Here is a 24,946-nt window from a genome sequence, read left to right on the forward strand (position 1 = left end):
AAATCTGTTTTGCTGCTCTAAAAAAATTAATACCAATCCTCAAAATGGCAACATTTTGAGGATTTAAGAAACCATTTAAGAATTGTCTAGATCCCCCCCAGCCCCCCTTAAAAAGGGGGGAGAATTAAATTCTTCCCCCTTTTTAAGGGGGATTGAGGGGGATCTCTTAGAGATTTTGACCGCAGAAAGTAATTCTTAAATGGTTTCTAAAACCCTTACCGAGTCTAATTATTAATTATCGAAAGTGTACTCATACTTTCGATAATTAATAATTAGATTCACAATTAGAAGCCATGACTTTCTGTTTTTAGTATTTTTCTGATGTGATTTTGCTAGTATTATTCGGAAAGCTTGTGCTGCTAAGACTAAATTCCCAAAACTTTGTTTTATACCAATTATCGAAAGCGTAACTACACTTTCGATAATTGGCATAACCAACCCAGTAATTTTTTTGGACGCTCAAAATGGCAATGCCATTTTGAGAATTGATATCATTTTTGCTGAGTAGGACATAATTTAAAGATATTGACAACATCCATGAATCCTGATTTAGGTTCGCAACCAGAAACATCTGAAGAGAATTCCCCCTCAGATCCTCAGGGCTTAGTAGAGCAACTGCATTATTACAAATGCTTGCTCAATGATCTGTTGTCTTTATCGATGTCATTATCCAGTACTAATGACTTAAGAGCTTTTTTCGAGTCAGCCTTAGCAACAACTCGAAAAATGACAGCAAGTGACGCAGGTAGCATTTATTTAATTGATCGCTCTGCCCCAGTCCATACAGTCTGCTTTGAAGTTGCTCAAAATGACTCACAGCCTGATCGTTCACTAGTCAACTTTGCCGTACCGCTAAATCAAGATAGTATTGTCGGCTATGTGGCGATGACAGGCGAGGCACTGAATCTATCCGATGCCCACAATTTACCAGATGATGCGTTATATCAACACCACAAGACTTTTGATTATGATATTGAATATCGCACCCGCTCTGTTTTAGCAGTTCCCATGTTTGATTCGCAAAAAAGCACGATCGGGGTTTTTCAGTTAATAAATCGTAAAGTTAAAGATATTTCTATTACAGTCGAGAATGTTCAAGAAATCACTCTTCCTTATTCAGCTTTAGATGAAAAACTATTAAAGGCGATCGCCTGTCAAGTATCTCTATATATTGAGCGATCGCAGCTTTTAGGACAAGTCTTTCCAGTTTAAAAGCATCATTGCAAATGATTTCTTTTGATCGTAAATTGCTAAGCTCCGCCAGAATCATTTCGCTTAATCATCAATTTTAAGTATTTATACTCAAAAGCAAAGAGCTGATCTTAAGGAAGTATAAGGAATTCCCATCTTTTCCTATAAGATTGAACATAGGATAAATTCTTAGATATTTATACGGAGATTATTTATTTATGCTCACTTTAAAAATAGTGGTCTACATCACTGTCATATTCTTTATCAGCTTGTTCGTATTTGGCTTCCTCAATAGTGATCCATCTCGCAACCCAGGTAACAGGGATCTCGAATAGTGATCAACACTTCCAAAGCTAGCTCTGCCAAATCTCAACCTTTAAAGCTTGTCAAAAGTAATGACTGGCGATTGATGTTGAGCTTATTGCCATACGCAAAACAAAATTCTAAACAGCTTGTCATATCGCTGCTTTTACTTGTGCCCTTATCGATCGCTAGTGCCGTTCAGCCAATTCTGGTACAGCAAGCTATCGATGGGCCAATTAAAAGTGGCGATTTGTTGGGTTTGCGATGGGTTTGCTTAGTTATTTTAGTAACGATCGCAGTCCGTCTTGCGTTTCAGTCTTGGCAGGGCTACTTGGTGCAAGAGGTCGGACAAAAAATCACGGCGGATATTCGCACTGATTTGTTCCGTCACGTTACGTCCTTATCAACTAGCTTTTTTGATCGCACACCCGTTGGCAAATTGATTACACGCTTAACTAGTGATGTCGAAGCGTTAGGTGATGTATTTGCTACTGGGGCAGTGGGTGTCCTTAGCGATTTTGCTGCGATCGGGACAATCGCGATATTTATGTTTTTGTTGCGATGGGATTTAGCGCTGCTGCTTTTAGCAATGGTTATCCCAGTTACAGCATTAATTGTTTATTTTCAGTACGAGTATCGCAAAGCCAATTTCAAAGCTCGCGATCGCTTGTCGGAACTCAACTCAATTCTCCAAGAAAATATTATTGGCGCGAGTATCGTTCAGCTATTTCGTCGCGAAAAGTTTAACTCCGCGCAACACCTCAAAGTCAATCAGCAATATGTAGCTGAGGTAAACCGCACGGTTTTTCATGACTCAGCCGTATCAGCAACACTGGAATGGATCGCTTTAGTAGCGATCGCAGGTGTTCTTTGGTTAGGCGGTGGACAAATTGTCCAAAAGAATCTTACATTTGGTGAGCTTTCTGCTTTTGTCTTGTTCTCGCAGCGCCTTTTTGACCCAATTCGTCAACTAGCCGAGAAATTCACTACAATTCAAGCAGGATTTACGGCGGTTGAACGTATCAACGCTATTTTGCAAGAACCGATCGAAATTCGCGATCCTGAATATCCCAAAACTCTTCCCCTTGATGGCACTGGCGAAATTTGCTTTGACCATGTGTGGTTTGGCTACAAGCCTGATGAATATGTCCTTAAGGATGTTACCTTCACCCTCAAAGCAGGTGAAAAAATTGCCCTCGTTGGCCCCACAGGTGCTGGTAAAAGCTCAATTATTCGGCTGTTATCGCGTCTTTACGAACCAACTAAAGGCAGAATTTTAATTGATGGCATCGATATTCGCGAAATTACCCAAGCGGAATTAAGACGTTGCGTTGGTGTAATTTTGCAAGATGCCTTTTTGTTTTCTGGCGATATCAAAGACAACATTACATTGGGCGAAGACTATGCGATCGAGCAAGTGGTTGAAGCTGCCGAACTGATGAATGTTGATCGCTTCATTCAAGATCTACCCGAAGCCTATGCAACGCAAGTCCGAGAGCGCGGTACAAATCTCTCTGGTGGACAAAAGCAATTATTAGCTTTTGCCAGAGCCGCCATTCGTGATCCTAGAATTTTAATTCTAGACGAAGCAACGGCTAGCCTTGATGTCAGTACCGAATTCTTGATTCAACAAGCCTTAGATAGACTTTTGATTAATCGCACCACAATCATCATTGCCCACCGTCTATCGACGATTCGCAATGTCGATCGCATTCTCGTACTCAAGCAAGGCGAAGTGGTTGAAGCTGGCTCTCATGAGCAACTAATCGCCAAACAAGGTTTGTACGCAAGTCTCTACGAATTAGAAATGATGGCAACCCATTAAAAGCAAAAACGGCGCATTGCGCCGTTTTTACTTTTAATGATTTTTCATGACTCGTTCAATTTCGCGTTTATCATCGCGCTTTTTCATGTCTTCGCGTTTGTCATGCAATTTTTTGTTGCGCACAACAGCCAGATCAACTTTAATCCAGCCTTCTTTTTGGTAAACCTTGAGCGGTACTAAGGTTAGACCCTTTTGCTGGACTTCAGCAATTAACTTGCGGATTTCATCTTTATGTAATAGTAAGCGGCGAGTGCGCGTAGGCTCATGATTAAAATACACACTAGTAGTGCGGTGCGGGGGAATATACATATTTAGCAGCATGATCTGCCCCTTACGCACAATCCCATAAGCGTCTCTTAGATTTGCTTGCCCCCCCTTGACTGCTTTTACTTCAGTACCAAGTAACTCGATACCCGCTTCATGGGTTTCGAGAATTTCGTAATTAAATCTAGCTTGCCGATTCTCGGCGAGTACACGATAGTAATTTGCCATTTATTCCCATTGATACTGTCTAATATCCTGATGTAACTTCTAATAGCTTCCATTCTGGACTGTCACAGAATGCTTTAGAAACAAGATCAGAGATACTGTGACAGTGATTATTAAGCCGCAGAGGCAACTCGGCATTTTTGGTGACGCTAGTTAATTTTGCTTGATTACCTTCAATCTCAGAACGGTGTATCAAGACTTCTACCGTTACCATTTTAGCAAATGAGGCATTAGTCTCTATTTCTTGCGCAATTACATAGTCGTCGGTTTCATAGGTAATTACCAAACTACAAGATTCCAACGTTTTAATAATCGTTGAGTGTAGGTTCTCGGGAGCGATTTCAACTAAGAAATGTTGAGTATATCTAGCCATAAATCATCAAAACAACTGGTTCGGCTAGCAGTTTACTAGTCCTTGTCTACAAACTATCTCTAAAAAGCTATATGTCTATTCTGTGCCATGCCATTTTTTGACATTAACACCTTAATTTCAGTTATTAGGCATTACAGCTTATCCATCATAAACCAAGGTGTCGTTAAATCGTGAAGCATGAAATTTCTGAGTCTGCTGAAAGCCAAAAATAGAGGTATCACAAACACCTCTATTTTTTGGCTTTTATGTCCTAACCGCCTTGGCGGTTGCTATATTTATTGCAGAGATGGAGTCAAGCATGATTGGTCAATTACTTGATGGACGCTACCGCATAGCTAGCAAGTTGGGTGAGGGTGGATTTGGTCATACTTATCTAGCCCACGATACGCGCATCCCGAATGAGCCGCTTTGTGTGGTCAAGCATCTCAAACCTGCCAGTAGCGATCGCGAATATCTAAAAATCGCAAATCGATTATTTACCAGTGAGGCGCAAACCCTTGCCCAGTTGGGTAATCACGATCGCATTCCGCGTTTACTTGCCTATTTTGAGGAGGCGAGTGAATTTTATTTGGTAGAGGAATTTGTCGAGGGGCGATCGCTAGAGTTAGAACTAGTGCGCGGCTATCGGCTTAGTGACCAGCAAGTTTTTCAGATATTGGATGATTTGTTAAGCATTGTAGAATATACCCACAGCCACGGCGTAATTCATCGCGATATCAAGCCAGATAATATTATTCGTCGTCGATCTGATGGCAAGTTGGTGCTGATCGATTTTGGCGCGATTAAGCAAGTGCAAACGCAGATCAATCAAGAGGGGCAGACTGCGGCGACGGTGGCGATCGGGACTTTGGGATATATGCCCAGTGAGCAAGCTCAAGGTAAACCGCGACCGAACAGTGATTTATATGCGATCGGGGTAATTTGTATTCAAGCCCTGACGGGTTTGCCACCTCGTGAATTGCAAGAAGATTATCAAACAGGGGAATTAATTTGGCAGCATCTTGTCCCCAACAAGTCGGGATTAGTCGATGTGCTAGCCAAGATGACTCGCTATCACTACAAAGACCGCTATGAATCAGCGACTGAAATTCGCAAGCTTTTGGCAACATTAGGCGATCATCAATTACCAAATCAACCAGTAAGTAACGCAGCAAATGGTCTCCAGTCCACCATTGTCAGTGTAAATAGCAATAACAACAGCGATTTGGGTACAGAATTATTGTCCAATAGTCCGCCGACTGTCCCTCCAACAGAAGTCTATAAACCGATCAAACCATTACCAGCTCCAACTCCTCCAATCCCTACTGTTGCTGTAAATCGCCATCCTGCACCTGAGCAGCTATCTCCACAAACTGTGCAAGCCTATGCTCCACAAACCAATAGTAATGATGGTAGTAATCGCAGTAAGAAAGGTTTATGGATTGCGGTTTGGAGTGGAGCTTTTGCCACAGCGATCGCGATCGGTGTGGTGCTTGCAACTCAAAAGCCAAATCCTCAACCAATTGCTGAGAAGACCTCTACTAATTCTTCTAACAATGCTGCTATTACCCCAAGTCCTAGTGCGACAACTGCTATACCTAGTCCACAAGCATCTATTGAACCTACGGCTAGTCCTACGCCATCTCCTACAGCCAAAGCTTCGGTTAGTCCTACGCCCAAAGCTTCGCCAAAAGTGCCGATCGAGCCTTTGTCTGAGGCTGATGCCGTTGCGATCGTGAATAATTTGGTGGCTAGTAAAAATCAAATATTTGCCCCACCTTTTGATCGTCAATTGCTAGCTGAACTAACTACAGGTGAAGCCTATGAAAAGCGCAAAGGGTCGATCGATTGGTTGCAGAATAATAATGCTTTTTATAGCTATGGGGAGTTTACGGTCAGTCGAGCAGGATCGTTTGGTATTCAAGATAATCAAGCGAATATAACTGTGGAGATCTTTGAGAGTCCGACACTTTATGTCAACGGCAAAATCGATCGCACGCAGTCCCAGCCATCAAGAGGTAGGTATATTTGCACGCTAATTTTTGAAAATGGCAAATGGAAAATTGCGACTCTGACAAAAGCTAATTAAAAGAGAATGGGACGCTTTGCGTCCCATTCTCTTTTATAAAGATGAAAAGAGACGCAAAGCGCGGTCTTTCATCTTTTTTTGTAATTAATTTCCTAGAGCTTTATGGGAATAGTAATAGAAGGGTAGCGAAAAGAAGTTAGCTTTCTGAATATTTCGATTTAAATGTTGGAGCTTTGCTATGTTGTATGCATCAAAAACTGTGATATCTGTGAAAACTAGCGATCGCGAAGGTTTAATAGGAGCGATCGAACAATCAACACTGCCATTGCAAAATACTGTTGGCGTAAGTTTACTATTGGTCTTGCTATGGGGAGCGCTCGGCGCGACAGTCTTTCACTACTGGCAATTGCGAAAAACCCGACAGCTATTGAAGATTGAAAGGCTTAAGAACAACGAACTTGGCAAAAAACTCAAACTAGCACTGCATACTATTGACGAGAATGAGCGTAATCCTGATTTGATTCATTCTCGCGATTTCAATCTTGACTATCTCAGCATGAGAATGGAGGAGCCGCATTTTTGTGAAACTATCTTGGCTCAGATGAAATTAAATCTCCGTCAAAAAGTTACACCCGCATTGATGCCAAGCGAAGAAGACAGTGGCAATGCCCGCAAGGTCGATGTTATTTTTGATGTGGCTTATCAACCTGAAAATCACGAGGATTCGCAAATTCGCACACTTTTTCGTATCCATGTCAAACTAGCCAAAATCCCTACTAATGGCTCACAAAGTATTCTCAAGGAATTAGCAATAGGTTTGGAAAATTTTGTGGTTGCCTCGGACGCTAATCGAAATTGGCAGCCTACGATTCAGGGACGACTAGCGGTGATTAGTTGGGATCAAACGGCTAAGCCAACACCGTTATTAGTAATCGAGCAAACTAATGAAGGCACAAATGTGTTGATGCGAAATAAGCGACTTGCCCAATCTAGAAAATAAAAAAGTGGGCAAGAGCGTCCTTCTTTTGTTAGGTAATGACATAGCTACCAAGAATTTTAAGATTTTCGGTAACAGCTTGGAGATCTTGTAAGGCTTCACTGAAGTTAGGATCGTCGATCGCGGCTTCGATGTCGAGGAAGAAAATATATTCGCCCAGAGATCGCTTGGTGGGACGGGACTCGATGCGGCTCAGGTTAATTTGGCGATCGGCGAATACTAATAGAGGCTTGACTAAGGCTCCTGGCATATTGCGTTTGAGACTAAAGGCAAGCGATGAATGTGTGCCTTTAGTCGTCGGTGCAGTGCGCCCTAAGACTAAAAAACGGGTGCAATTATCGGGTTGATCGTTGATCGGAAATTTCAGAACTGGCAAGTTGTAAATTTCAGCGGCGCGTTGTGATGCGATCGCAGCCACAGTCACGTCTTCAGCGACAATATGTAATCTATCAGTGTTGGAGTCAGTGGCAATTTGTTGAACATCTGGTAAATGGAGTTCGAGCCATTGTTGGCACTGGGCAAGGCTTTGTGGGTGGGAATAGACAACTTTGATGTCTGTAAGAGCTTGAGCACGGGTTATCAGTGCATGGGCGATCGGCAAGACGATCGCTTGTTGGATTTGCAAAGATTCCGATTGCCAGAGACTGTCAAGGGTCATGGTTACACCACCTTGGATCGAATTCTCCACAGGTACTACCGCAATATCAACATTGCCCTGCTCGGCAGCATTAATTGCATGGGGGATGGTGTGATAAGGACACATCTGCGCAGGATCATGCTCTAAGTCTGGATGACTCAGCTGTAAATATTGCAAAGCTGCTATTTCCGAATATGTACCTGCGGGACCAAGGTAAGCAACCGTTGTCATGATTAGTTCAGATAAAATTTAACCCCAAACATATACGCCGTCGTAGACGACAGCGTATATGTTTGGGTCTTGATTATATAAGTACCTCGGCGTAATTAAAACCTAGTCTCAAAACCTGTGCCGCCTGCATAGCAGGCGGCGCAGGTTTTTGGGATTTATATTTAATTGCGCCAGCTTATAAGAATTCCCAAAAGTGTCGGCACACTTTTGGGAATTAAAAGAACAAGTCCAGCAAGGGTTTTAAAAGCACAAAATGGCTATACCATTTTGTGTTTTGGTATTACTTAGCGATCGCTATACTGAAGAAGAGACGCTTTGAGTGCCCTCTTTGCTTAATTCCAATATTTCTGGTCTTAGTTGAGACTTACTATCAAGCAACATATAGGTATCCATTTCACCCCTACCCTTGATAAATATTTTGCCACGATGCCAGAAAGTATACTTGTCTTTGAGTAACTCGTAGGTTGTCTGCGTGACTTGAATGCCTCCTGCTAAACCATGAGATTCCATCCGACTAGCGATATTGACAGCATCCCCCCAGAGATCATAAATAAATTTACGGATACCTATTACGCCTGCTACAACTGGCCCAGTGTTAATTCCAATTCGCAAACGGAAGATAGTATTATCTCCTCGTTTAAAATTGGTAATGGCTTTTTGCATAGCTAAAGCCATCTCTGCGATCGCTTCCGCATGATCGGATCGAGAAGTAGGCAATCCTCCAACGACCATATAGGCATCACCAATAGTTTTGATTTTTTCTAATCCAAACTGATCGGCAAGCATATCAAAAGAAGAGAAAATGCCATTGAGCATAGTCACTAAGTCATTAGGAGAAACTTGCGAAGAGAGGGCTGTAAAGTCCACAATATCCGCAAACAATATAGAGACATTTTCTGATCTTGACGCGATCGCATTATTATTAATCTTCAGTTGATTGACAATCTCTTTTGGCAAGATATTGAGTAACAAACTTTCAGACTTTTCTTGCTCAGCTTTGAGAGCTTGTTCCGCTTTCTTTCGCTCTGTAATATCTTGAACAAGTCCTTCAAAAGAAATAAAGTTTCCTTGTCCATCATAGTTAGCTTTAGCATTAATCAAAACCCAAATGATACTGCGATCGCTTTTATAAACCAAAGCTTCAAAGCTATTTACTGAACCATAAGTTTCAATTTGATGTAGAAATTCTTGATAACGATGTGATTCAGTAAATAGCCGATATGGATCGACCGCCACTTCAGCCATTAGTTGTGTAGGCGTTTCATAGCCATAGATATGCGCAAGCGCAGGATTAGCGTTGATATAACATCCATCCGTTTGCGCCTGAAAAATCCCCTCGATCGCATGTTCAAAAATGCTGCGATACTTCTCTTCCGCTTGGCGAAGGGATTCTTCGATCTGTTTTTGATGACTAATATCAATAATCACGCCATCCCACACCGTATCACCATTTTGATTGCGATGGGGCTGAGAAATAATTCTCACCCATTTAACTTTCTTAAAGAAACTAGAAACTCGATATTCATGCTCAAAAGTCGTCATATTTTCGGCTGATATTCTTACCATCTCACTGAGTGCTGCACGATCTTCAGGATGAGCCATATCAAATACCCATTCCAAATGCTCAGTAAACTCTTCAACGGATATACCAAATATTACTTGAGTGCGAGGGCTGATATAAGGCATCGATACTCTACCATCAGGATGTAATACCGCGCGATAGACCACCCCTGGCACATTGTCAGCGATCGCAGAAAGTCTTTGCTGACTTTCTCGAAGAAGTACTTCTGCTTGCTGACGATCCGCCGCCTCATTTTGTAAACGTTTGATCGTCTTTTGTAATTGGAGCGTGCGTTGCTCGATGCGCCGTTCCAATAATTCATTGGCATCTCTCAACTCGCCTTCAAGATTTAATAGCTCAGATTGCGCTTTGAGTAAGCGCTGATTCGCTTTAAACATTTTGGACATTGCTGCGCGAGTAATTTCAGGAGCAAGTTGGTTACGACCTTTACCCTGACCACGGCTTAATAAACGTGTAATTGTAAATTCCAGATCTTGAGCTTCTTTTTCAAATTTCCAACCTCGCTGAATACCTTGGGCAATTTCCGTAAGCATCTCAATAACTACAATTGATTGGTTTGGATTTAACTCCTCTGCTCCCAACCAAGGCAGTGGATTAATCGGATCGACTGTGTATAAAATTTCAAATTTTCCTGTCAAATTAACTTCTGCAACCCGACAGGCAGTGGCAATATGATGGTTGAGAGACATCATCATTCTGCCAGCAGGAGCTGAACAGATCTGAGCATAGACAGCATTACGAACTGGTAACACATCAAAGGTTTGGGCAGTCTCAACTGCTTTTTTCCACAAAAATACTTGAGTGTAGGCGGCTTGCATTACCGCATTAACTGCTAGCTGCTCCTGCTCAACTCCAAGCCAAATAGCGGCTTTACGCAAGAAATCTTGATTTTGGGATGATTCTAAGCTTTGGAAATAATTGGCACAAGCAAGATGACCTGAGATCAAAGATGGGTCGATATTTTGGATGAGTTGCTGTAGTTCCACATCCGTGAATCGCATTGATAAAATAGGAATATCTTGGGCTTTAATTCCAGCTTCGGCATATTGCTGTAAAAAAGCTACTGACTTTTCTGCGCCCAATGTACTAATGACAGCATCAGGACTAATATGCTTTATTTTGGCAATAATATCGCCATAATCGGACATATTGTGAGGTACAGAATCTTCACACAATATCAAGCCATTTTGCTGCTTGATTTGAGCGTTAATAATCTTATTAACCGTACGCGAATAAATTCCGTCGGTTCCGAGTAAGTAAATGTTATTCCCTTTGTTTTGGAACAACCAATTAACTGCTGGTTGTACAACCTGATTGGGGCAAGCACCAGTATAAAATACATTCTTATAAGATTCTAAACCTTCGTAATAATAGGGATACCAAAGTTGAGCTTGATGCTTTTCTAGAATGGGAATAATACTTTTTCGAGATGAAGATGATCCGCCACCAAATAAGTTGCTAATATTCAATTCTGATAGCAGATATCGAGCTTGTACCGTAATGTTGTAGTCATTAGAAGCGATATCTACAACAATTGGTTCGACAAGTCTTCCTAATATGCCGCCCGATTGATTAATCTCTGCGATCGCCATCAAGGTTAAATCTTTAACCAGATCGTCGCCATTGCCAAGACTGGCACTCGGAAAGTGCATCACGCCGACTCGTATGACTTCAGTCCTACTATTACTCTCAATATTTAAGGACTTAGCCTCTCGATTCATTTGTCGATACTCCCAACCTTAAACTTGATATATCTACTGAGAGGCAGCACTTAGCGCCGCCTCTCATTTACTCATTTTTGATTTCTATAAAGAAATTGACGATCTCTCTTTCATTCTTAGCTAAACAATCATGAAATAAGTTAATAATAGCTAAATAATATAATACCTCTTAAATCTAGCTCGATCTATCACCAGATATGTTCCGCGAAATGGCTCAAGATCTACATATAACAATCATAAATCTACAGTCCATTTACAAAATCAGCGATCGCGGTTAGCGCTTGCTGTATTCACAAAAGAATGTGGAACGACATAACATATAGCATTAGTAATCGACTGATGTAAAGACAATAAAATCTCGCTTCTAGCTGTATCGGCATTGTCTAAATCTAGGCTCATGCAGTCATGTAAATTCAAGTTTATAAATCGATTTTGGAGCCAATTAATTTCAGTGAGCGCTGACTTGGTGATGATCAAGATTGGCAAATTGGGCAGCAACTCTAAATGGCTAAGCTCTTCTAGATACTGCAACAAAAACTGATTGTCGCCATTAAGAAGAACCAAATCTGGCTGCCAAATTTTGGATAATGCATCCCCCTGAGGCAAGTCTTCAGCTTCTAGTAGACAATGACCAATCTCTTGGAGTAAGCCAATTACAGATTCGTCCAGATTGTGGTTTAAGTATAATAATTTGAGAGATTTCGGAGCCGCCACATAGTTGGGCAGAAATGCACTAAGTTCTTCCGCTTTGATCGGCTTGATCAAAATTCCATCTGCTTGATGAGAGTTAATCTTTGGTTCATTAGCATGTTTCATCATCACTACACGAATATGCTGCGTTATTGGATCACCCTTGAGTAAAACTAAAACATCCCATCCCGATAGCATTGGTATATTTGAACTTAACAAAATTAAGCAAGGCTGCAACCGTCTTGCTTTTTCTAAAGCTTCAGTTCCCGATCTCGCAATTACTACTTGATAATTGAAATCCGCCAGAGTATTTCTCAGCCAATCCAAAGCATCTGAAGAAGTTTCCACAAGCAATACTAAGCGTCCATGACTAATGTCAATACGCTTTTCAAGCTGCTCCAATTGAATATGCTTACGACTAGTCTCAGGAGGCAACAAAATTGTAAACTGGCTGCCCACATCCACCTGTGAAACAAAGGTAATATCTCCACCATGCAAACGAGCTAGATGTCTGGTTAATAGCAAGCTTGATCCTGTCCCTTCAAAGCGTCGAGTTAGGACATTTTCAACCTGTTGAAATTTTTGAAATACTAAGCTTTGTTTATCTTCAGGAATGCCAATCCCTTGATCCCAGACAGTGATTGCAAGCCAACCTTCCCACCATCGCACCGTAACCCCTATTTTAGGAGTGATAGATGGGACATCATCAACTAATTCCGATGGGAAAAAACTAAATTTAAAAGCATTGGAAAGCAGGTTTACGAGCATTTGCTGCAACCTAGTTTCATCCGCATAAATTGTTTGCACCGTTGGATCCATATCTAAATGAATGTCCAGTTCCCAATCTTCCTCAAAGTTATAGTTTCGGAAAATTGTGGAATCTTGTTGGACGAGCTTTTTAACCTGTTGGATACTTTTTTGGCAAATATCTTTTACCAAAACAGTCTCGGCATATAGTTCTAGCTGTCCAGACTCGGCTTTGGCAAGGTCAAAAATATTATCGATAATCGAAACTAATTGCCGACCGCTTTGATGAATCATCTTCACATAGCGACTTTGGCGCTCATTCAGCTCTCCAAAAGTGTTATTACTCAATAAACTCGCAATCCCAATCACGGAGGTTAAGGGCGTTTTTAACTCGTGATTGATACAGGTCAAAAATTCATCTTTGACTCTACTTAGCCCTGCTAGCTCTTGAGCCAGATTTTTTTGAGCCGAGATGTCGTAGGCGATCGCTAGATCCATGCCTTTCAGACTGCCTTGTAGAGCCACACTAATTACTTGCCAAGTGAACGATGAACCATCAGTAGTACAGAACTGGTGAGTTACTGGTACATTTGGTGCGAGTACTTGGGGACTATTATCAACATGCTGATTAGTCGATATTTTGCTAGTAGTCTCAGCTATTGGAAATATATATGTCTCAGCATTGTTAGGTAAACTTTCGTGTAAACTATTGCGCCATGCGGAATTCATACCCACAATCGCCCCATCGCGATCGCTGACCATCACGGGTAGGGGTAATTGATAGATCAAGGGTAACAACAGAGAGATTATAGTTGGGCTTTGACTTTGCTCAGATTGCATCAGCGATCGCAATAATTTTGAGACTTCCAAAAGCGCCGTAAATTTGCCATTGTCATCAACTAAAGCCCATATTTCCGCAGAATGTCGATATTGCGAAATTCTTTGCAAAAAGTCAGATGTAGTCATCGAAATCGAGATCGCAGGTAATGGCTCAAGATCAATATCTTCTAATGCGATCGAGGGCGCAACAAACGCGCAATTATCTGTCTGAGATTGCCAATTTAATAAACATCTTGCATTAAATAAACCCTGCGGCAAATCGTTTTGATCTAACACCACAACATTAGACCATCCTTTTTGAAGAAAGCTTAACGCCTCAGCAGTATGTGTGGGCAGTCGGCAAATTGCTACCAGCGACTGTCCATATATCTCTAAAGACTGATTTAAGATGAGGGAGTCCATATGCTGAAACGCCTACGGGTTATAGTTAGTACAGCACTTTCTGAAAGACCGAACTAATAAACATCTAGGAAGTGTTGCTTTGGAACACTTCCCAAATGTTTATTAGTTCGGATTTTAGCGAAAATTACTCTAATTGTCATTGATCACTAACAGCTTATAAATTTCTATATAGTTACGATCATCAATTTCACATGGTTTCGTCATTTAAGTGCGAAAATAAAGCTTAAGATAAAATCCCAGCCATTCTAACCACCAATACCAATAGCCAGTGCCTGTTATTTCTAATCTACAAGTATGCTGTTTGGTGGATCAAGCTAATGTAAGCCAAACAAAAACTACTCTTGCAAAGTTTTTGCCAGAAGATCGATACACCGTTACAGTTGTTTGCGAATTAGAAGCACTTGTAAGTTTATTAACAAAAACTCCAAATACTCAAGATTGTCTAGTTATATTTAAAAATGTTATTCGAGATGTCGAGACTGTCATCGATCATCTTGGGATGTTAAACATTTTTATGCCTACCATCCTAATACTAAAAGATCTTTATGAACAAGGCGAACCTCACTATGAACAGAGCGAATCAAAAGACTTTTATCGGGCGAGTATCAGTATTAATCTTGATCAACTTCAAGATCTACCAACAATTATTGATCAAGCGATCAACACTTTTATTAAGATTTCGCCACAAGTTAGACACCAAGTCTATGTCAATATTCCGCGCAGTGATGCTTCCGAATCTTTAAGTGTTCAACAACAAAGGTTATCTAAAAAGCTGAATGAGAGATTGGGGTATTTGGGGGTGTATTACAAACGCGATTCACGATTATTCCTGCGCAACTTATCTCCTGAGGATAGGAAAGAGTATAGCGATCGCTTAAAAAATATATATCGATCAATCATCCTAGAATATTTTTTAGAAAAGAATGAGGGGCTAAATCAAAAGATTGATGAATTTGTTAACCTCTCATTTTTTGCTGATATTTCAGTATCACAAGTTCTAGAGATTCATATGGAACTGATGGACGAATTTGCCAAGCAATTAAGACTAGAAGGTCGAAATGATGAAATTTTACTAGACTATCGAATTACGCTAATTGACATGATCGCCCACCTATGTGAGCTATATCGTCGATCTATTCCCCGATCCTAAAAAAATCATTGTATAGCCACATTAAACTTATAAAACATCTTTAAGATTAATATCCTTGGTCTATTGCAACTCTTGAAACTCTACATATCTTTTGTCTAAACTTTGCTTATGTCCCCCTATACCACAAGAGCAAATGCAAAGATTTATTCTATAGAAGTTTAAGAGATACGTTATAAATAGCCGACGCAACCACAATTAATGAAATGATTCGTAAAACTTACGTCCTAAAACTCTACGTCGCAGGCAACACGCCAAATTCGGTGAGAGCACTGAAAATGCTCAACGATATCCTTGAGAAAGAATTTCAAGGAGTTTATACATTGAAAGTCATTGATGTGCTTAAAAATCCGCAACTAGCTGAAGAAGATAAGATCCTTGCTACTCCCACCTTAGCAAAGGTTTTACCGCCACCAGTTAGGAAAATTATTGGTGACCTGTCTGATCGCGAAAAAGTTTTAATCGGACTAGATCTACTATATGAGGAATTAATTGGCAATGACTAGCCCATCAATTGAAAAAAATAACGATAGCAGCGAGACGAAAAGACAAGAGCTCGGTGTGCAAAAGTTGCGCACCATGATTGAGGGGTTAGATGATATCACTCATGGAGGGCTACCCAAAGGGCGATCGACTCTTGTCAGTGGGACATCTGGTACTGGAAAAACTCTTTTGTCAATGCAGTTTCTCTATAACGGCATTACGGGCTTAGACGAGCATGGCGTATTTGTTACTTTTGAAGAATCACCCTCTGACATTATTAAAAATGCCCATAGTTTTAATTGGGATCTCCAAAAACTGATCGATGAAGGGAGATTATTTATACTTGATGCTTCTCCTGATCCTGAAGGTCAGGAAGTAGTTGGAGACTTTGACCTATCAGCACTGATCGAGCGCATTCAATATGCAATTATCAAGTACAAAGCCAAGCGGATCTCCATTGATTCGATGACTGCTATCTTTCAGCAATATGACTCTCTAGGCTTAGTTCGTCGCGAAATATTTAGGATTGTCGCCCGACTCAAGTCTCTGGGCGTAACCACTGTCATGACCACTGAGCGCGAATTAGAATATGGGCCTGTAGCAAGATTTGGCGTAGAAGAATTTGTTTCCGATAATGTAATTATTTTAAGAAATGTCCTTGATGGAGAACGTCGCCATCGTACTGCCGAGATCCTTAAGCTACGTGGAACAACCCATATGAAGGGCGAATTTCCATTTACGATGACCAGCAAAGGAATTAATATATTTCCCTTGGGGGCAATGCGTCTCACTCAAAAATCATCTAATACCAGAGTTTCTTCGGGCATTATTACTCTTGATGAAATGTGCGGTGGTGGCTATTTTAAAGATTCGATCATTCTTACAACTGGGGCAACTGGTACGGGTAAAACCCTGATGGTTAGCAAGTTTATTGAAAATGGTTGCGAAAATGGTGAACGGGCGATTTTGTTTGCCTATGAGGAATCCCGCCAACAGCTTACGCGCAATGCTTCATCTTGGGGAACGGATTTCGACAAATGGGAAAGTTCTGGCTTATTAAAAATTATCTGTGTTTACCCTGAGTCCTCAGGATTGGAGGATCATTTACAGGTAATTAAGTCGGAGATTGAGACATTTAAGCCCTCTCGTATTGCGATCGACTCACTCTCAGCATTGGCTAGAGGTGTAAGCAATAATACATTCCGTCAATTTGTAATTGGGTTAACAGGCTATGTCAAGCAAGAAGAAATCACGGGTTTATTTACAAATACCACTGATCAATTCATGGGTTCACATTCGATTACAGAGTCACATATTTCTACAATTACAGACACGATTATTCTGTTGCAATATGTAGAAATCCGTGGACAAATGTCGCGAGCAGTGAATGTGTTTAAGATGCGGGGATCGCGCCATGATAGCCGTATTCGTGAATATGTCATTACCGATGAAGGTGCACAAATTAAGGATTCATTCCAAGGATTCGAGCGGATTTTGAGTGGATCACCAACTAGGGTATCTGTGGATGAAAAATCAGAGCTATCGCGGATCATTCGAGGTGTGTCAGTTGAGCCTTTAGAATAAAAAAAAGGAGCGCGTTGCGCTCCTTTTTTTATTAACAACCTAGAGATTCGCGAGTATCAATACCTGTTTTTGAGTTTGTGCCAGATGCGTTATTACAGAGTTTCTTTAATTGTTGAACATCTAGCAGGGCATTGGTGAAATCTGCACCAGTGACATCAACATTATCAAAGGTCGATCGCAGCATATTGGTATCAGCTAAGATTGCGTCACTCAAATCAACATTCTTAAATCTCGTCACATAAGCTATTCCCGAGCTAAAATCACTTCCATGTAGATTGGCTCCATCTAATAAAACGCCATTGAAGAGTGCGCCTCGTAAATCAGCATTTGTAAAATTTGCATCTTTTAAGGTGACGCTAGTAAATTCAGCCCGAATTAAGTTTTTGCCAGAGAAATCTTGACCTTCTGCCTTATTGAGGATTGAACCAGTGACACTAGAGGAGCTAGCGGCTTGGACTGACAATGGCATTAAAAATATGACTGTCGCTAAGATGATGCTGGTAATAAATCGCCAATATTTCATGATTTATTGAGAATAGTTTGGGATAGTTTTTCTTTTGTTAATAACTATTAAATCTCAATTATAGTCAGCCTTGTTAACTGTTCCTGCATAAAACCCAAAAGAGAATGGCGGCGCTTCGCGCCGCCATTCTCTTTTGGGTTTTAGCGCAAAGCGCTTTAATTCGAGCATTGTTATAAATTAAAAAGGTTTCCAGTCGGGCGATCGCAACATCTTAAAATGCTCAAAACGTTGGTGGAAGTAACTAGCATCGAGTTTGCTGTGATTGTGCACGATCGCGGATTTGACACTGATCGCCCATGACCAAATCTGCGCTACTTGCATCAAGGGTTGCATACATTTTAATTCAATATCTTCGAGAGTCTGAGCCGACTGATAGCCATGCAAAAAAGCCTTGCGAACGCTAGGACTAATACCAGCTTGTAAAGTCACTTGTAAAAACTTGGCTATGTCAAATGATCTCCAACCATAACCACATTGATCAAAATCAAATAGGGTGATTTCGTTGGTGTCAGTAAAATGCACATTGCCGCTGTGGGGATCACCCCAGCAGATACTCCAGATCGGGAAAGTTTGTGGAAGATGTCTGATTTGTTCTTTGATTTGGGCGATCGCATCATTCATATACGATCTTGCTGAACTATTCAAAAACGGTGATAAGTCATGTAATGAGTCATCAAGTAAATATGCGATCGTCAAATGGGGGCGATCAATATGACAGTGAAAGTTTTGGGCAGTGCCATGGAGCTTTGCTAACGTCTCTCCTAATTTTTGCGCTTGAACTTTATTAAGATCTCCAATAGCGACTTGACCTGCGGCATAAGTAAATAAAGCTGCATAGCGTTTACCTTCAAGGGCTGGAATCTCGATCGCTAGTTGACCATCATCAGTTGTGAGTGGGTAGGCAACAGGAATATAATTTCTATGCAAAAACGCTAATAATTCTAATTCAAATTCGATTTCCGCTTTAGAGCGCCAATGGGCATGGGAAACTCTCAGGACATAGCGGCGATTACCTGCTTCCACCAGATATATGTCGCTCAGTCCCCGCATCCAGAATACACAACTGGTAATTTCGCCCACATCATATCGGCATAACACTCTATCTACCAATGCTTGAGGTGCAAGGGTGGAATAGGTTATGGGGAAAAGATGGTCAGACATATTGGCGACATGCTTTAGAGACCAATCTGCGACAGGCATAGCATCGATAATTTGATGAATTTTTAGCTTTATTCAGATATATCGCAGACTAGGGATCAAAAGTGTTTACCAAAAACCAAAAGTCGTTTTTTGTCAGTTACTTGGACAAGATAGCAGCTGCGGCGCAAAGCGCCACAGCTTCCATCTGAGGTATTCTTAAATACTATGCAAAATTCCTCAACGCCCCCACCCAATCCATCCGCAAACGAAATCATTGTCAACATTAGCAATGAAAATGTGTCGCGGCGAGCGCGTGTACGTGAACACGTTAACCCATTAGCCAAAAAATATAGTGTTGCGATCGCCCCACCAATCTGGGCAGAAGTTTATGCTGATTGCTCGAAGCCACTCAGTTTAGATATTGGCTCGGCTAGGGGACGCTATATTTTGCAAATGTCACAGCTCAAGCCTGATTGGAATTTTTTGGGTTTAGAAATTAGGGAGCCGCTAGTCGATCGCTGTAATGAGGTTCGTGACGAATTGGGGTTAAAGAATCTGCATTACATTTTTTGTAATGCTAATGTGTCGCTATCAGGGCTATTAACTAAAGGATCATTGCATGAAGTCACAGTCCAATTTCCTGATCCTTGGTTTAAGCGTCGCCAACAGAAACGCCGAGCCGTCCAGCCCGAATTAGTGGCGACTTTAGCAGAGTTACTTGTGTCTAATGCCGATGTATTTTTGCAGTCAGATGTTTTGGAAGTAGCTGAAGATATGCGTCAACATTTTGATGCAAATGATAGTTTTATTAATCTGGCTGGGGCAGGAAACTTTGCCGATGATTCGATTTTCCCTGAGCATATTCCCACTGAGCGCGAAAGTTCAGTAATTTCGCAAGGTCTGCCAGTTTATCGCGCTTATTTCAAACGGAAATAGACTGTTTCTCATAAAAAAGCGGTGCTTCACACCGCCTTTTTTGTTATTCAGCTGGTTTCGGTGCATGAAGCCCAATGGAATTCCCTTCGGTATCGAGAATTAGTCCAATAAAACCTGGGTCACCAATATCGGTTGTGGGCATACAAACTTTGCCGCCACTGGATTCTACCCGTTCGAGTGCTTGCTCTAGGTTCTCAACAGTACCCAAATTTAGGTAGATCAAAGCACCAGTTGTGGAAGGCGTTAAGCGATCGCTTTTGACAATCGCGCCACCAACACCTTGGAGATCGTTAGGGAACATAGCTTGTGGTTCTCCCATAAATTCCGATTTATGGAACTCTGTTGCCAACACTGTGCTGTAAAAGTTTACGGCCCGATCAAAGTCAGTTGAGGGGATCTCAAACCAGTTAATTACGTTATGCATTTAAATTCGTCTTTAATATTAGACCTTATACAGGTTAATGCAGCTCCTATGGAGTAACAAGTGTTTTCAATACAATTTAATATTTGAAAAATGTACGAATATCATTTAATAAAGTGGTAAATTTTATCGCGCTTATTTCAAATGTAAATAGGTTTCATATTTCAATTGCCTACTTTACATGGCTTACTGAATCTTTAAAGAATCGGTTTGAATACTTTAAATAAGAAAGATCACACTGAATTCTATTTCACCTAGTTGAGCCGTTAATGCGTCTAAAGCTTGCCCCGCAGTTTTCCCTTCAGAGTGTTTATCACCTGCAAGGTCGCGATATGATTTTTCACCTTTAGGATCAGAAATTGGCAAAATTGATACGGTAGCCATACTTTCATCTCAAAGTTACTCCTATAATTTTAGTCTATTTGCTTCGACAGTCCCACCCAGTTAGACAGCCTCCAGTTAGTAAAACATAAATTATTAGACTAACAAAAACAATATTAAAATTGTAAAGGACTATTATGTAAATTGATGACAAGCCAAATGTTGAAGCTAACACCCATTGGATTTTCTGTTCAAGACTTTGATGAATGCACAAACATTGCATACAGCCAATTGGAAGAGTAATAAAAACTACAGTAACGGCATTGTATGCATAAATATACGGCAAAAAAAACACGATCAGTAAACTGATAATTGCGCCTCCAGCAGATGCTAGTGTCCACCATTTCAACCCAGTAAAAAATCTTTTTAACGCTAGCCACTGAGCTAATGGAATAATTGAAACCAAGAGGATAGAAGCAACAAAATAAAAGGGATAGTAGTAAGGACTACGACTAGAATGAAGCGCCCAAGATACAGTCATACTAAATGCTGCAAATATTATAGATAATACAAATCCCAAAAAATTATTTAGTATCCACGTTCTTAAGATATCTAGTTTAGATTTGGACATTATTTTGGTTAACAAATAATTTGTTGGGAAGTTTTTTGTCGCTATAAATTGGGCTTTGTTTTGAATACCAATTCGTTCTAATTAGAAATATTTAAACATTGGTTTAGTTTAAAATCATGTTTAAATATTTCTAATGTAAAAGGTTTTTAAAAAGTGGTTTGACAAACTTACAAAGGGGGTAAATAACCCATTGCATCTTTGACAGAATTGAGGGTTTTAAAAGCAGTTTTAAAAGCTTTTTCACGACCTTCTTTTAATACTTGATCTAAATAGCCAGACTCTTTGACCACTTCATTATATTTAGCTTGAATTGGCTCAAGATGAGCGATCGCAGCATCAGTCAGCACATTCTTAAAATCACCCCAACCGCGCCATGTCGCTGCTTCGGCTTGCACTTGCTCCTTAGTTTTATTCGCAAAAATCGCGTATAAGCCGAGTAGATTATTTGCTTCAGGGCGATCGCTATCATCAAAAGCTAACTCACGCACTGCATCGGTTTTACACTTCTTGATTTTCTTGGAGATCTCATCGGGTTTGTCGAGCAAATGAATCCGACTCATTTCTGAAGGATCGGACTTAGACATTTTTTTTGTGCCATCGGTGAGGCTCATCACCCGCGCCCCTTCTTTGCGAATTAAGGGATTAGGAATTTTAAACACAGGTTGAAAGCGATCGTTAAAACTTCCTGCAATATCCCGCGTTAGTTCCAAATGTTGCTTTTGATCTTCACCGACAGGCACTAAATCTGCTTGATACAGCAAAATATCGGCTGCCATCAGCACAGGATAGTCCAACAGCCCCACGCCCACATTTTCGCCTTGCTTGATCGCCTTCTCTTTAAATTGGATCATCCGCTCCAACCAGTTCAGCGGTGTGATGCAGTTAAGCAGCCAAGTTAGTTCAGCATGTGCCGAAACATGGGACTGCACAAAAATCGTAGAAATACTTGGATCAATACCACAGGCGATATATAGGGCGGCAATATCGCGGGTATTGCTAGCTAGAGTCTTTGGATCATGGGGAACCGTGATCGCATGTAGATCAACCACACAAAAGAAATTTTCGTAATCAGCCTGAGTCTCTACCCAGTTGCGAATTGCCCCCAAATAATTGCCAATGTGAAGGTTGCCAGTCGGTTGTACGCCAGATAGAACTCGTTTTTGCATGGGATTTTCAGATCATAGAGAGAACGCAAAGCGTTCTCTCTATATATTTAAATTACAGGTTGATAATGTATAACACCATAGAATGAACGCGAAGCGCTCCCTCTATATATTTACAGAAATTTCCGATCAAACGAACTACAAGAAATTTTTTAAAAGTGTTGCTTCGCAACACTTTTAAAAAATTTCTTAGTTTGGGTTTGAGAGCAAAGCGCTGTAGGTTACAGGTTGATAATGTATAACACCATAGAATGAGCGCGAAGCGCTCATTCTATATATTTAGGTTACAGGTCGATAATGTATTTACAGGAACAGGGGAGGGGAAAACGACTGCTCGACAAAAAGGCAAACTGACTTTTCCTAAATCCTGCTCAAAAGCTTTTGGTATTGTACCAATTAGCGTTTCGACTATACTTTTGCGCGGATCGGATGGCGCGACTTGATAGATCACACTCAGGACATCATCAGGAAACCAAGCCCGAACGAGATTCAGTAACTCTGGTGCAGTCAGGGCGCGATCGCGATTATCAGGAGTTAATCTAATCCCCACTAAGCGATCGCTTTCAAAATAAATATTGGCAGTAAAGCCCCTAACATAAACCAACTTGCGATCGGGCAATGCATACAAGCCCTCGCCACCTGGTTGCAACTGGTGCATCGTATATTCATCGCGATGAATCGTCGCGATCGCAGCCCAGTTATTATCCTGAGCATACTTAAAAAACTGCGGTTCTAACATGCCCAAATGTAGAGTATCAGGCTGTAAAGGTGGATGTGCTCTTGTCTGGAGACTGGGTAATGTTCTTATTGTGCCTAATTTTTGATTGCCAGCATCATTTGATCTCGCCACAGGAGCAAAGGCGATCGCACTGAAAAAGCTTGCCGCGATCGCGCTACCAATTGATATACAAAAGTTAACTCTAGTTGCCATACATGCACCTAATACAGCATTACTGAAAATGGCTTGTTTTTTCTGTTTCTACTTTAGCAAAAATTCTTGTTTGTTGTGACAAAAGCAAGACAAATTAACCCTAAGAGATAGAGTTAATGCTTTGGATTATCTCTACCTCTTAGGGTTTTAAGATAAAGTGGTGTAGCGGTTTCATGCTATAGGTAGTAACTAATAGTTTCTTGGTATTTTGTTAGATCATGTCCCTTAACCCAGAGTCAGAGTCAGATCGTGGGAAAAATAAAGCATCCTCTAAAAGTTTTGAGGCAATGCGAAAATTCTCCGAAAAATACGCAAAGAATACAGGCACATTCTTTTGTGTCGATCCTAGCGTAACTAATGCCGTTATTGAGGGCTTGGCTAAGCATAAAGAAGAGTTAGGCTCTCCTCTATGTCCCTGTCGCTATTATGAAGATAAGGAAGCTGAAGTCAAAGATACCTACTGGAACTGTCCTTGTGTGCCAATGCGCGAACGCAAAGAATGTCACTGTATGTTGTTTCTGACCGAAGATAATCCTTTTGTTGGCACGAAACAAGAACTAGAATTAGTTGAAATTGTCTACGATGCCTAAATCCTAAAAAATAGAGGTGATGCTTTGCATCACCTCTATTTTTGATTGCTCGATCGCACCCAACATTCCTTTCCAGATTGAGCAAGTTCTAGAGATTTGGATACAGTTTCACCCAGATTCTGCCATGTCACTTTCTGATCAAAAAGTAATTTACTGACTTTAGCTAAAGCTTGCTCTCTTTCATAACGAATTTTAGAGAACATCAGGGAATCGATGTTTTTATAACTGGCATTACGCGCTTCTAGCATCGACTCATGCACAATAATGGCAACTTCCGAGCCGATATTCATTTGTGCATGATAGCGCAAATGACCAAGTCCTTTTGTTGATGTGGCATACAAGGGCGGTAGACGATTTAAAGTTCGTGCTAGTACATCTTCTAGCCGAATAAACCTCAGATCGGATGGAGGAAAACTTTGTGCTCGGTTTTGCGCCATTCTCATCACCAGTCGTTCTAAAGAATGGACTAACTGATGAGATTCCAGCATATAAACGTCATATTCTTTTTGTTTAGATTCAGGGGCTACACTGCTTTTTTGCTTAGACTTAGATTTACTAAGATACATTTGTGAACTCGTCTGTCGCTGCCCAAAAGAGCCATATTTACTTACACGCGGCGATAAATTTCCAGAATTATATTTAGCGATCGCATTTTCTAAATTATCTTCTAATGCCTTGGGCAAATCACACCACATGAGATTTGTCCAACCTAGCTTGTTTTGAGCATCCAGCAAAGCATAGGGTGCATTGGCTACTTCAATATCTTCCAGCGGTTGAGGCTCCCGCAAAGGATCGCGACGCACTCCTAACAATGCTTGACGAGTTACCTTAGTAATATCGGCTTGAATAGCAGTACATTCTTCTCTCTTGTTTCGCAACCCAATCTCTGTGGATGCAAACATAGATGGCAGACGATTTAAAGCATAGGCAATCACCTCGTCAACATTATATTTATGTCTAATCCCACTGCCTAAGCCCTGAATTTGAGCAATAGCTTCTCTATAAACAAATTCAAGCAGAACATTGCGGCAGGATTCCAT

The 24,946-nt window shown here is 40.9% G+C and carries 22 protein-coding genes; 10 read left to right on the forward strand and 12 right to left on the reverse strand.

Going from position 1 to position 24,946, the window contains the following annotated elements; genetic code table 11:
- Positions 1-537 precede the first annotated feature (537 nt).
- The 3 genes from CQ839_RS04220 (at position 538) to CQ839_RS04230 (ending at position 3,319) form a co-directional block, all read left to right on the forward strand.
- Positions 538-1,212, forward strand: a complete 675-nt coding sequence (locus tag CQ839_RS04220; protein WP_103667035.1) for a GAF domain-containing protein — start codon at positions 538-540, stop codon at positions 1,210-1,212.
- Between the two features lie 197 nt (positions 1,213-1,409).
- Complete coding sequence (locus CQ839_RS04225) at positions 1,410-1,526, forward strand: photosystem II reaction center protein I (protein WP_071590106.1); 117 nt, start codon at positions 1,410-1,412, stop codon at positions 1,524-1,526.
- Between the two features lie 74 nt (positions 1,527-1,600).
- On the forward strand, positions 1,601-3,319 hold the full coding sequence (locus tag CQ839_RS04230) for an ABC transporter ATP-binding protein (RefSeq protein WP_103667174.1): 1,719 nt from the start codon (positions 1,601-1,603) through the stop codon (positions 3,317-3,319).
- Between the two features lie 33 nt (positions 3,320-3,352).
- Here CQ839_RS04230 and smpB read toward each other — a convergent pair whose 3' ends face one another.
- Both smpB and CQ839_RS04240 read right to left on the reverse strand, forming a co-directional pair.
- Positions 3,353-3,811 (reverse strand): SsrA-binding protein SmpB, encoded by a 459-nt coding sequence (gene smpB / locus CQ839_RS04235; protein ID WP_103667036.1) that lies wholly within the window; start codon positions 3,809-3,811, stop codon positions 3,353-3,355.
- A gap of 19 nt (positions 3,812-3,830) precedes the next feature.
- On the reverse strand, positions 3,831-4,181 hold the full coding sequence (locus CQ839_RS04240) for a hypothetical protein (RefSeq protein WP_103667037.1): 351 nt from the start codon (positions 4,179-4,181) through the stop codon (positions 3,831-3,833).
- Between the two features lie 298 nt (positions 4,182-4,479).
- Here CQ839_RS04240 and CQ839_RS25025 point away from each other — a divergent pair, with 298 nt between their 5' ends.
- Positions 4,480-6,249 carry a protein kinase gene (locus CQ839_RS25025; protein WP_181016094.1) on the forward strand — a complete coding sequence of 590 codons (1,770 nt, stop codon included), beginning with the start codon at positions 4,480-4,482 and terminating at the stop codon, positions 6,247-6,249.
- A gap of 178 nt (positions 6,250-6,427) precedes the next feature.
- Complete coding sequence (locus CQ839_RS04250; RefSeq protein WP_103667038.1) at positions 6,428-7,189, forward strand: hypothetical protein; 762 nt, start codon at positions 6,428-6,430, stop codon at positions 7,187-7,189.
- Between the two features lie 28 nt (positions 7,190-7,217).
- Here CQ839_RS04250 and pheA read toward each other — a convergent pair whose 3' ends face one another.
- The 3 genes from pheA to CQ839_RS04265 form a co-directional block, all read right to left on the reverse strand.
- Positions 7,218-8,054 carry a prephenate dehydratase gene (gene pheA, locus CQ839_RS04255; protein ID WP_181016095.1) on the reverse strand — a complete coding sequence of 279 codons (837 nt, stop codon included), beginning with the start codon at positions 8,052-8,054 and terminating at the stop codon, positions 7,218-7,220.
- A 294-nt stretch (positions 8,055-8,348) separates the two neighbouring features.
- Positions 8,349-11,357 carry a transporter substrate-binding protein gene (locus CQ839_RS04260; RefSeq protein ID WP_103667040.1) on the reverse strand — a complete coding sequence of 1,003 codons (3,009 nt, stop codon included), beginning with the start codon at positions 11,355-11,357 and terminating at the stop codon, positions 8,349-8,351.
- A gap of 261 nt (positions 11,358-11,618) precedes the next feature.
- Positions 11,619-14,036, reverse strand: a complete 2,418-nt coding sequence (locus CQ839_RS04265) for a hybrid sensor histidine kinase/response regulator (protein WP_103667041.1) — start codon at positions 14,034-14,036, stop codon at positions 11,619-11,621.
- A gap of 268 nt (positions 14,037-14,304) precedes the next feature.
- Here CQ839_RS04265 and CQ839_RS04270 point away from each other — a divergent pair, with 268 nt between their 5' ends.
- The 3 genes from CQ839_RS04270 to kaiC all read left to right on the forward strand — a co-directional run bounded on the left by CQ839_RS04270 (position 14,305) and on the right by kaiC (position 17,250).
- On the forward strand, positions 14,305-15,186 hold the full coding sequence (locus CQ839_RS04270) for a circadian clock protein KaiA (protein ID WP_103667042.1): 882 nt from the start codon (positions 14,305-14,307) through the stop codon (positions 15,184-15,186).
- A 203-nt stretch (positions 15,187-15,389) separates the two neighbouring features.
- Positions 15,390-15,689: a circadian clock protein KaiB gene (kaiB, locus tag CQ839_RS04275; RefSeq protein WP_009626105.1), complete on the forward strand. Its 300-nt coding sequence runs from the start codon at positions 15,390-15,392 to the stop codon at positions 15,687-15,689.
- Positions 15,682-17,250, forward strand: coding sequence for a circadian clock protein KaiC (gene kaiC, locus CQ839_RS04280; RefSeq protein ID WP_103667043.1), 1,569 nt, complete (start codon positions 15,682-15,684; stop codon positions 17,248-17,250). Before kaiB ends, kaiC begins: the two co-directional genes overlap by 8 nt.
- Positions 17,251-17,281: 31 nt before the next feature.
- Here kaiC and CQ839_RS04285 read toward each other — a convergent pair whose 3' ends face one another.
- Positions 17,282-17,773, reverse strand: a complete 492-nt coding sequence (locus CQ839_RS04285; RefSeq protein WP_103667044.1) for a pentapeptide repeat-containing protein — start codon at positions 17,771-17,773, stop codon at positions 17,282-17,284.
- A 177-nt stretch (positions 17,774-17,950) separates the two neighbouring features.
- On the reverse strand, positions 17,951-18,973 hold the full coding sequence (locus CQ839_RS04290) for a phosphotransferase (protein ID WP_181016096.1): 1,023 nt from the start codon (positions 18,971-18,973) through the stop codon (positions 17,951-17,953).
- A gap of 165 nt (positions 18,974-19,138) precedes the next feature.
- Between CQ839_RS04290 and trmB the strand changes: the two genes are divergently transcribed.
- The gene (gene trmB / locus CQ839_RS04295; RefSeq protein ID WP_103667045.1) at positions 19,139-19,849 is read left to right on the forward strand and encodes a tRNA (guanosine(46)-N7)-methyltransferase TrmB; all 711 of its coding nucleotides are present in this window, start codon (positions 19,139-19,141) and stop codon (positions 19,847-19,849) included.
- A 43-nt stretch (positions 19,850-19,892) separates the two neighbouring features.
- Here trmB and CQ839_RS04300 read toward each other — a convergent pair whose 3' ends face one another.
- The 4 genes from CQ839_RS04300 to CQ839_RS04315 form a co-directional block, all read right to left on the reverse strand.
- Positions 19,893-20,273, reverse strand: coding sequence for a VOC family protein (locus tag CQ839_RS04300; protein ID WP_103667046.1), 381 nt, complete (start codon positions 20,271-20,273; stop codon positions 19,893-19,895).
- Positions 20,274-20,489: 216 nt separating this feature from the next.
- The gene (locus CQ839_RS25030; protein ID WP_181016097.1) at positions 20,490-20,654 is read right to left on the reverse strand and encodes a hypothetical protein; all 165 of its coding nucleotides are present in this window, start codon (positions 20,652-20,654) and stop codon (positions 20,490-20,492) included.
- A 735-nt stretch (positions 20,655-21,389) separates the two neighbouring features.
- Positions 21,390-22,388: a tryptophan--tRNA ligase gene (gene trpS / locus CQ839_RS04310; RefSeq protein WP_103667048.1), complete on the reverse strand. Its 999-nt coding sequence runs from the start codon at positions 22,386-22,388 to the stop codon at positions 21,390-21,392.
- A gap of 268 nt (positions 22,389-22,656) precedes the next feature.
- Complete coding sequence (locus CQ839_RS04315; RefSeq protein WP_103667049.1) at positions 22,657-23,316, reverse strand: hypothetical protein; 660 nt, start codon at positions 23,314-23,316, stop codon at positions 22,657-22,659.
- Positions 23,317-23,534: 218 nt separating this feature from the next.
- Between CQ839_RS04315 and CQ839_RS04320 the strand changes: the two genes are divergently transcribed.
- Complete coding sequence (locus CQ839_RS04320; RefSeq protein ID WP_103667050.1) at positions 23,535-23,906, forward strand: ferredoxin-thioredoxin reductase catalytic domain-containing protein; 372 nt, start codon at positions 23,535-23,537, stop codon at positions 23,904-23,906.
- Between the two features lie 35 nt (positions 23,907-23,941).
- Here CQ839_RS04320 and CQ839_RS04325 read toward each other — a convergent pair whose 3' ends face one another.
- Positions 23,942-24,946 carry a late competence development ComFB family protein gene (locus CQ839_RS04325; RefSeq protein WP_103667051.1) on the reverse strand — a complete coding sequence of 335 codons (1,005 nt, stop codon included), beginning with the start codon at positions 24,944-24,946 and terminating at the stop codon, positions 23,942-23,944.

Origin of the sequence: Pseudanabaena sp. BC1403 (assembly GCF_002914585.1) — a bacterium.
Lineage (GTDB): Bacteria > Cyanobacteriota > Cyanobacteriia > Pseudanabaenales > Pseudanabaenaceae > Pseudanabaena.

Bases quoted from the DNA above. Each gene is read 5' to 3' on its own strand.
- CQ839_RS04220 (WP_103667035.1), top strand. From the start codon at position 538: ATGAATCCTGATTTAGGTTCGCAACCAGAAACATCTGAAGAGAATTCC.
- CQ839_RS04225 (WP_071590106.1), top strand. From the start codon at position 1,410: ATGCTCACTTTAAAAATAGTGGTCTACATCACTGTCATATTCTTTATC.
- CQ839_RS04230 (WP_103667174.1), top strand. From the start codon at position 1,601: ATGTTGAGCTTATTGCCATACGCAAAACAAAATTCTAAACAGCTTGTC.
- smpB (WP_103667036.1), bottom strand. From the start codon at position 3,811: ATGGCAAATTACTATCGTGTACTCGCCGAGAATCGGCAAGCTAGATTT.
- CQ839_RS04240 (WP_103667037.1), bottom strand. From the start codon at position 4,181: ATGGCTAGATATACTCAACATTTCTTAGTTGAAATCGCTCCCGAGAAC.
- CQ839_RS25025 (WP_181016094.1), top strand. From the start codon at position 4,480: ATGATTGGTCAATTACTTGATGGACGCTACCGCATAGCTAGCAAGTTG.
- CQ839_RS04250 (WP_103667038.1), top strand. From the start codon at position 6,428: ATGTTGTATGCATCAAAAACTGTGATATCTGTGAAAACTAGCGATCGC.
- pheA (WP_181016095.1), bottom strand. From the start codon at position 8,054: ATGACAACGGTTGCTTACCTTGGTCCCGCAGGTACATATTCGGAAATA.
- CQ839_RS04260 (WP_103667040.1), bottom strand. From the start codon at position 11,357: ATGAATCGAGAGGCTAAGTCCTTAAATATTGAGAGTAATAGTAGGACT.
- CQ839_RS04265 (WP_103667041.1), bottom strand. From the start codon at position 14,036: ATGGACTCCCTCATCTTAAATCAGTCTTTAGAGATATATGGACAGTCG.
- kaiB (WP_009626105.1), top strand. From the start codon at position 15,390: ATGATTCGTAAAACTTACGTCCTAAAACTCTACGTCGCAGGCAACACG.
- kaiC (WP_103667043.1), top strand. From the start codon at position 15,682: ATGACTAGCCCATCAATTGAAAAAAATAACGATAGCAGCGAGACGAAA.
- CQ839_RS04285 (WP_103667044.1), bottom strand. From the start codon at position 17,773: ATGAAATATTGGCGATTTATTACCAGCATCATCTTAGCGACAGTCATA.
- CQ839_RS04290 (WP_181016096.1), bottom strand. From the start codon at position 18,973: ATGCCTGTCGCAGATTGGTCTCTAAAGCATGTCGCCAATATGTCTGAC.
- trmB (WP_103667045.1), top strand. From the start codon at position 19,139: ATGCAAAATTCCTCAACGCCCCCACCCAATCCATCCGCAAACGAAATC.
- CQ839_RS04300 (WP_103667046.1), bottom strand. From the start codon at position 20,273: ATGCATAACGTAATTAACTGGTTTGAGATCCCCTCAACTGACTTTGAT.
- CQ839_RS25030 (WP_181016097.1), bottom strand. From the start codon at position 20,654: ATGGCTACCGTATCAATTTTGCCAATTTCTGATCCTAAAGGTGAAAAA.
- trpS (WP_103667048.1), bottom strand. From the start codon at position 22,388: ATGCAAAAACGAGTTCTATCTGGCGTACAACCGACTGGCAACCTTCAC.
- CQ839_RS04315 (WP_103667049.1), bottom strand. From the start codon at position 23,316: ATGGCAACTAGAGTTAACTTTTGTATATCAATTGGTAGCGCGATCGCG.
- CQ839_RS04320 (WP_103667050.1), top strand. From the start codon at position 23,535: ATGTCCCTTAACCCAGAGTCAGAGTCAGATCGTGGGAAAAATAAAGCA.
- CQ839_RS04325 (WP_103667051.1), bottom strand. From the start codon at position 24,946: ATGGAATCCTGCCGCAATGTTCTGCTTGAATTTGTTTATAGAGAAGCT.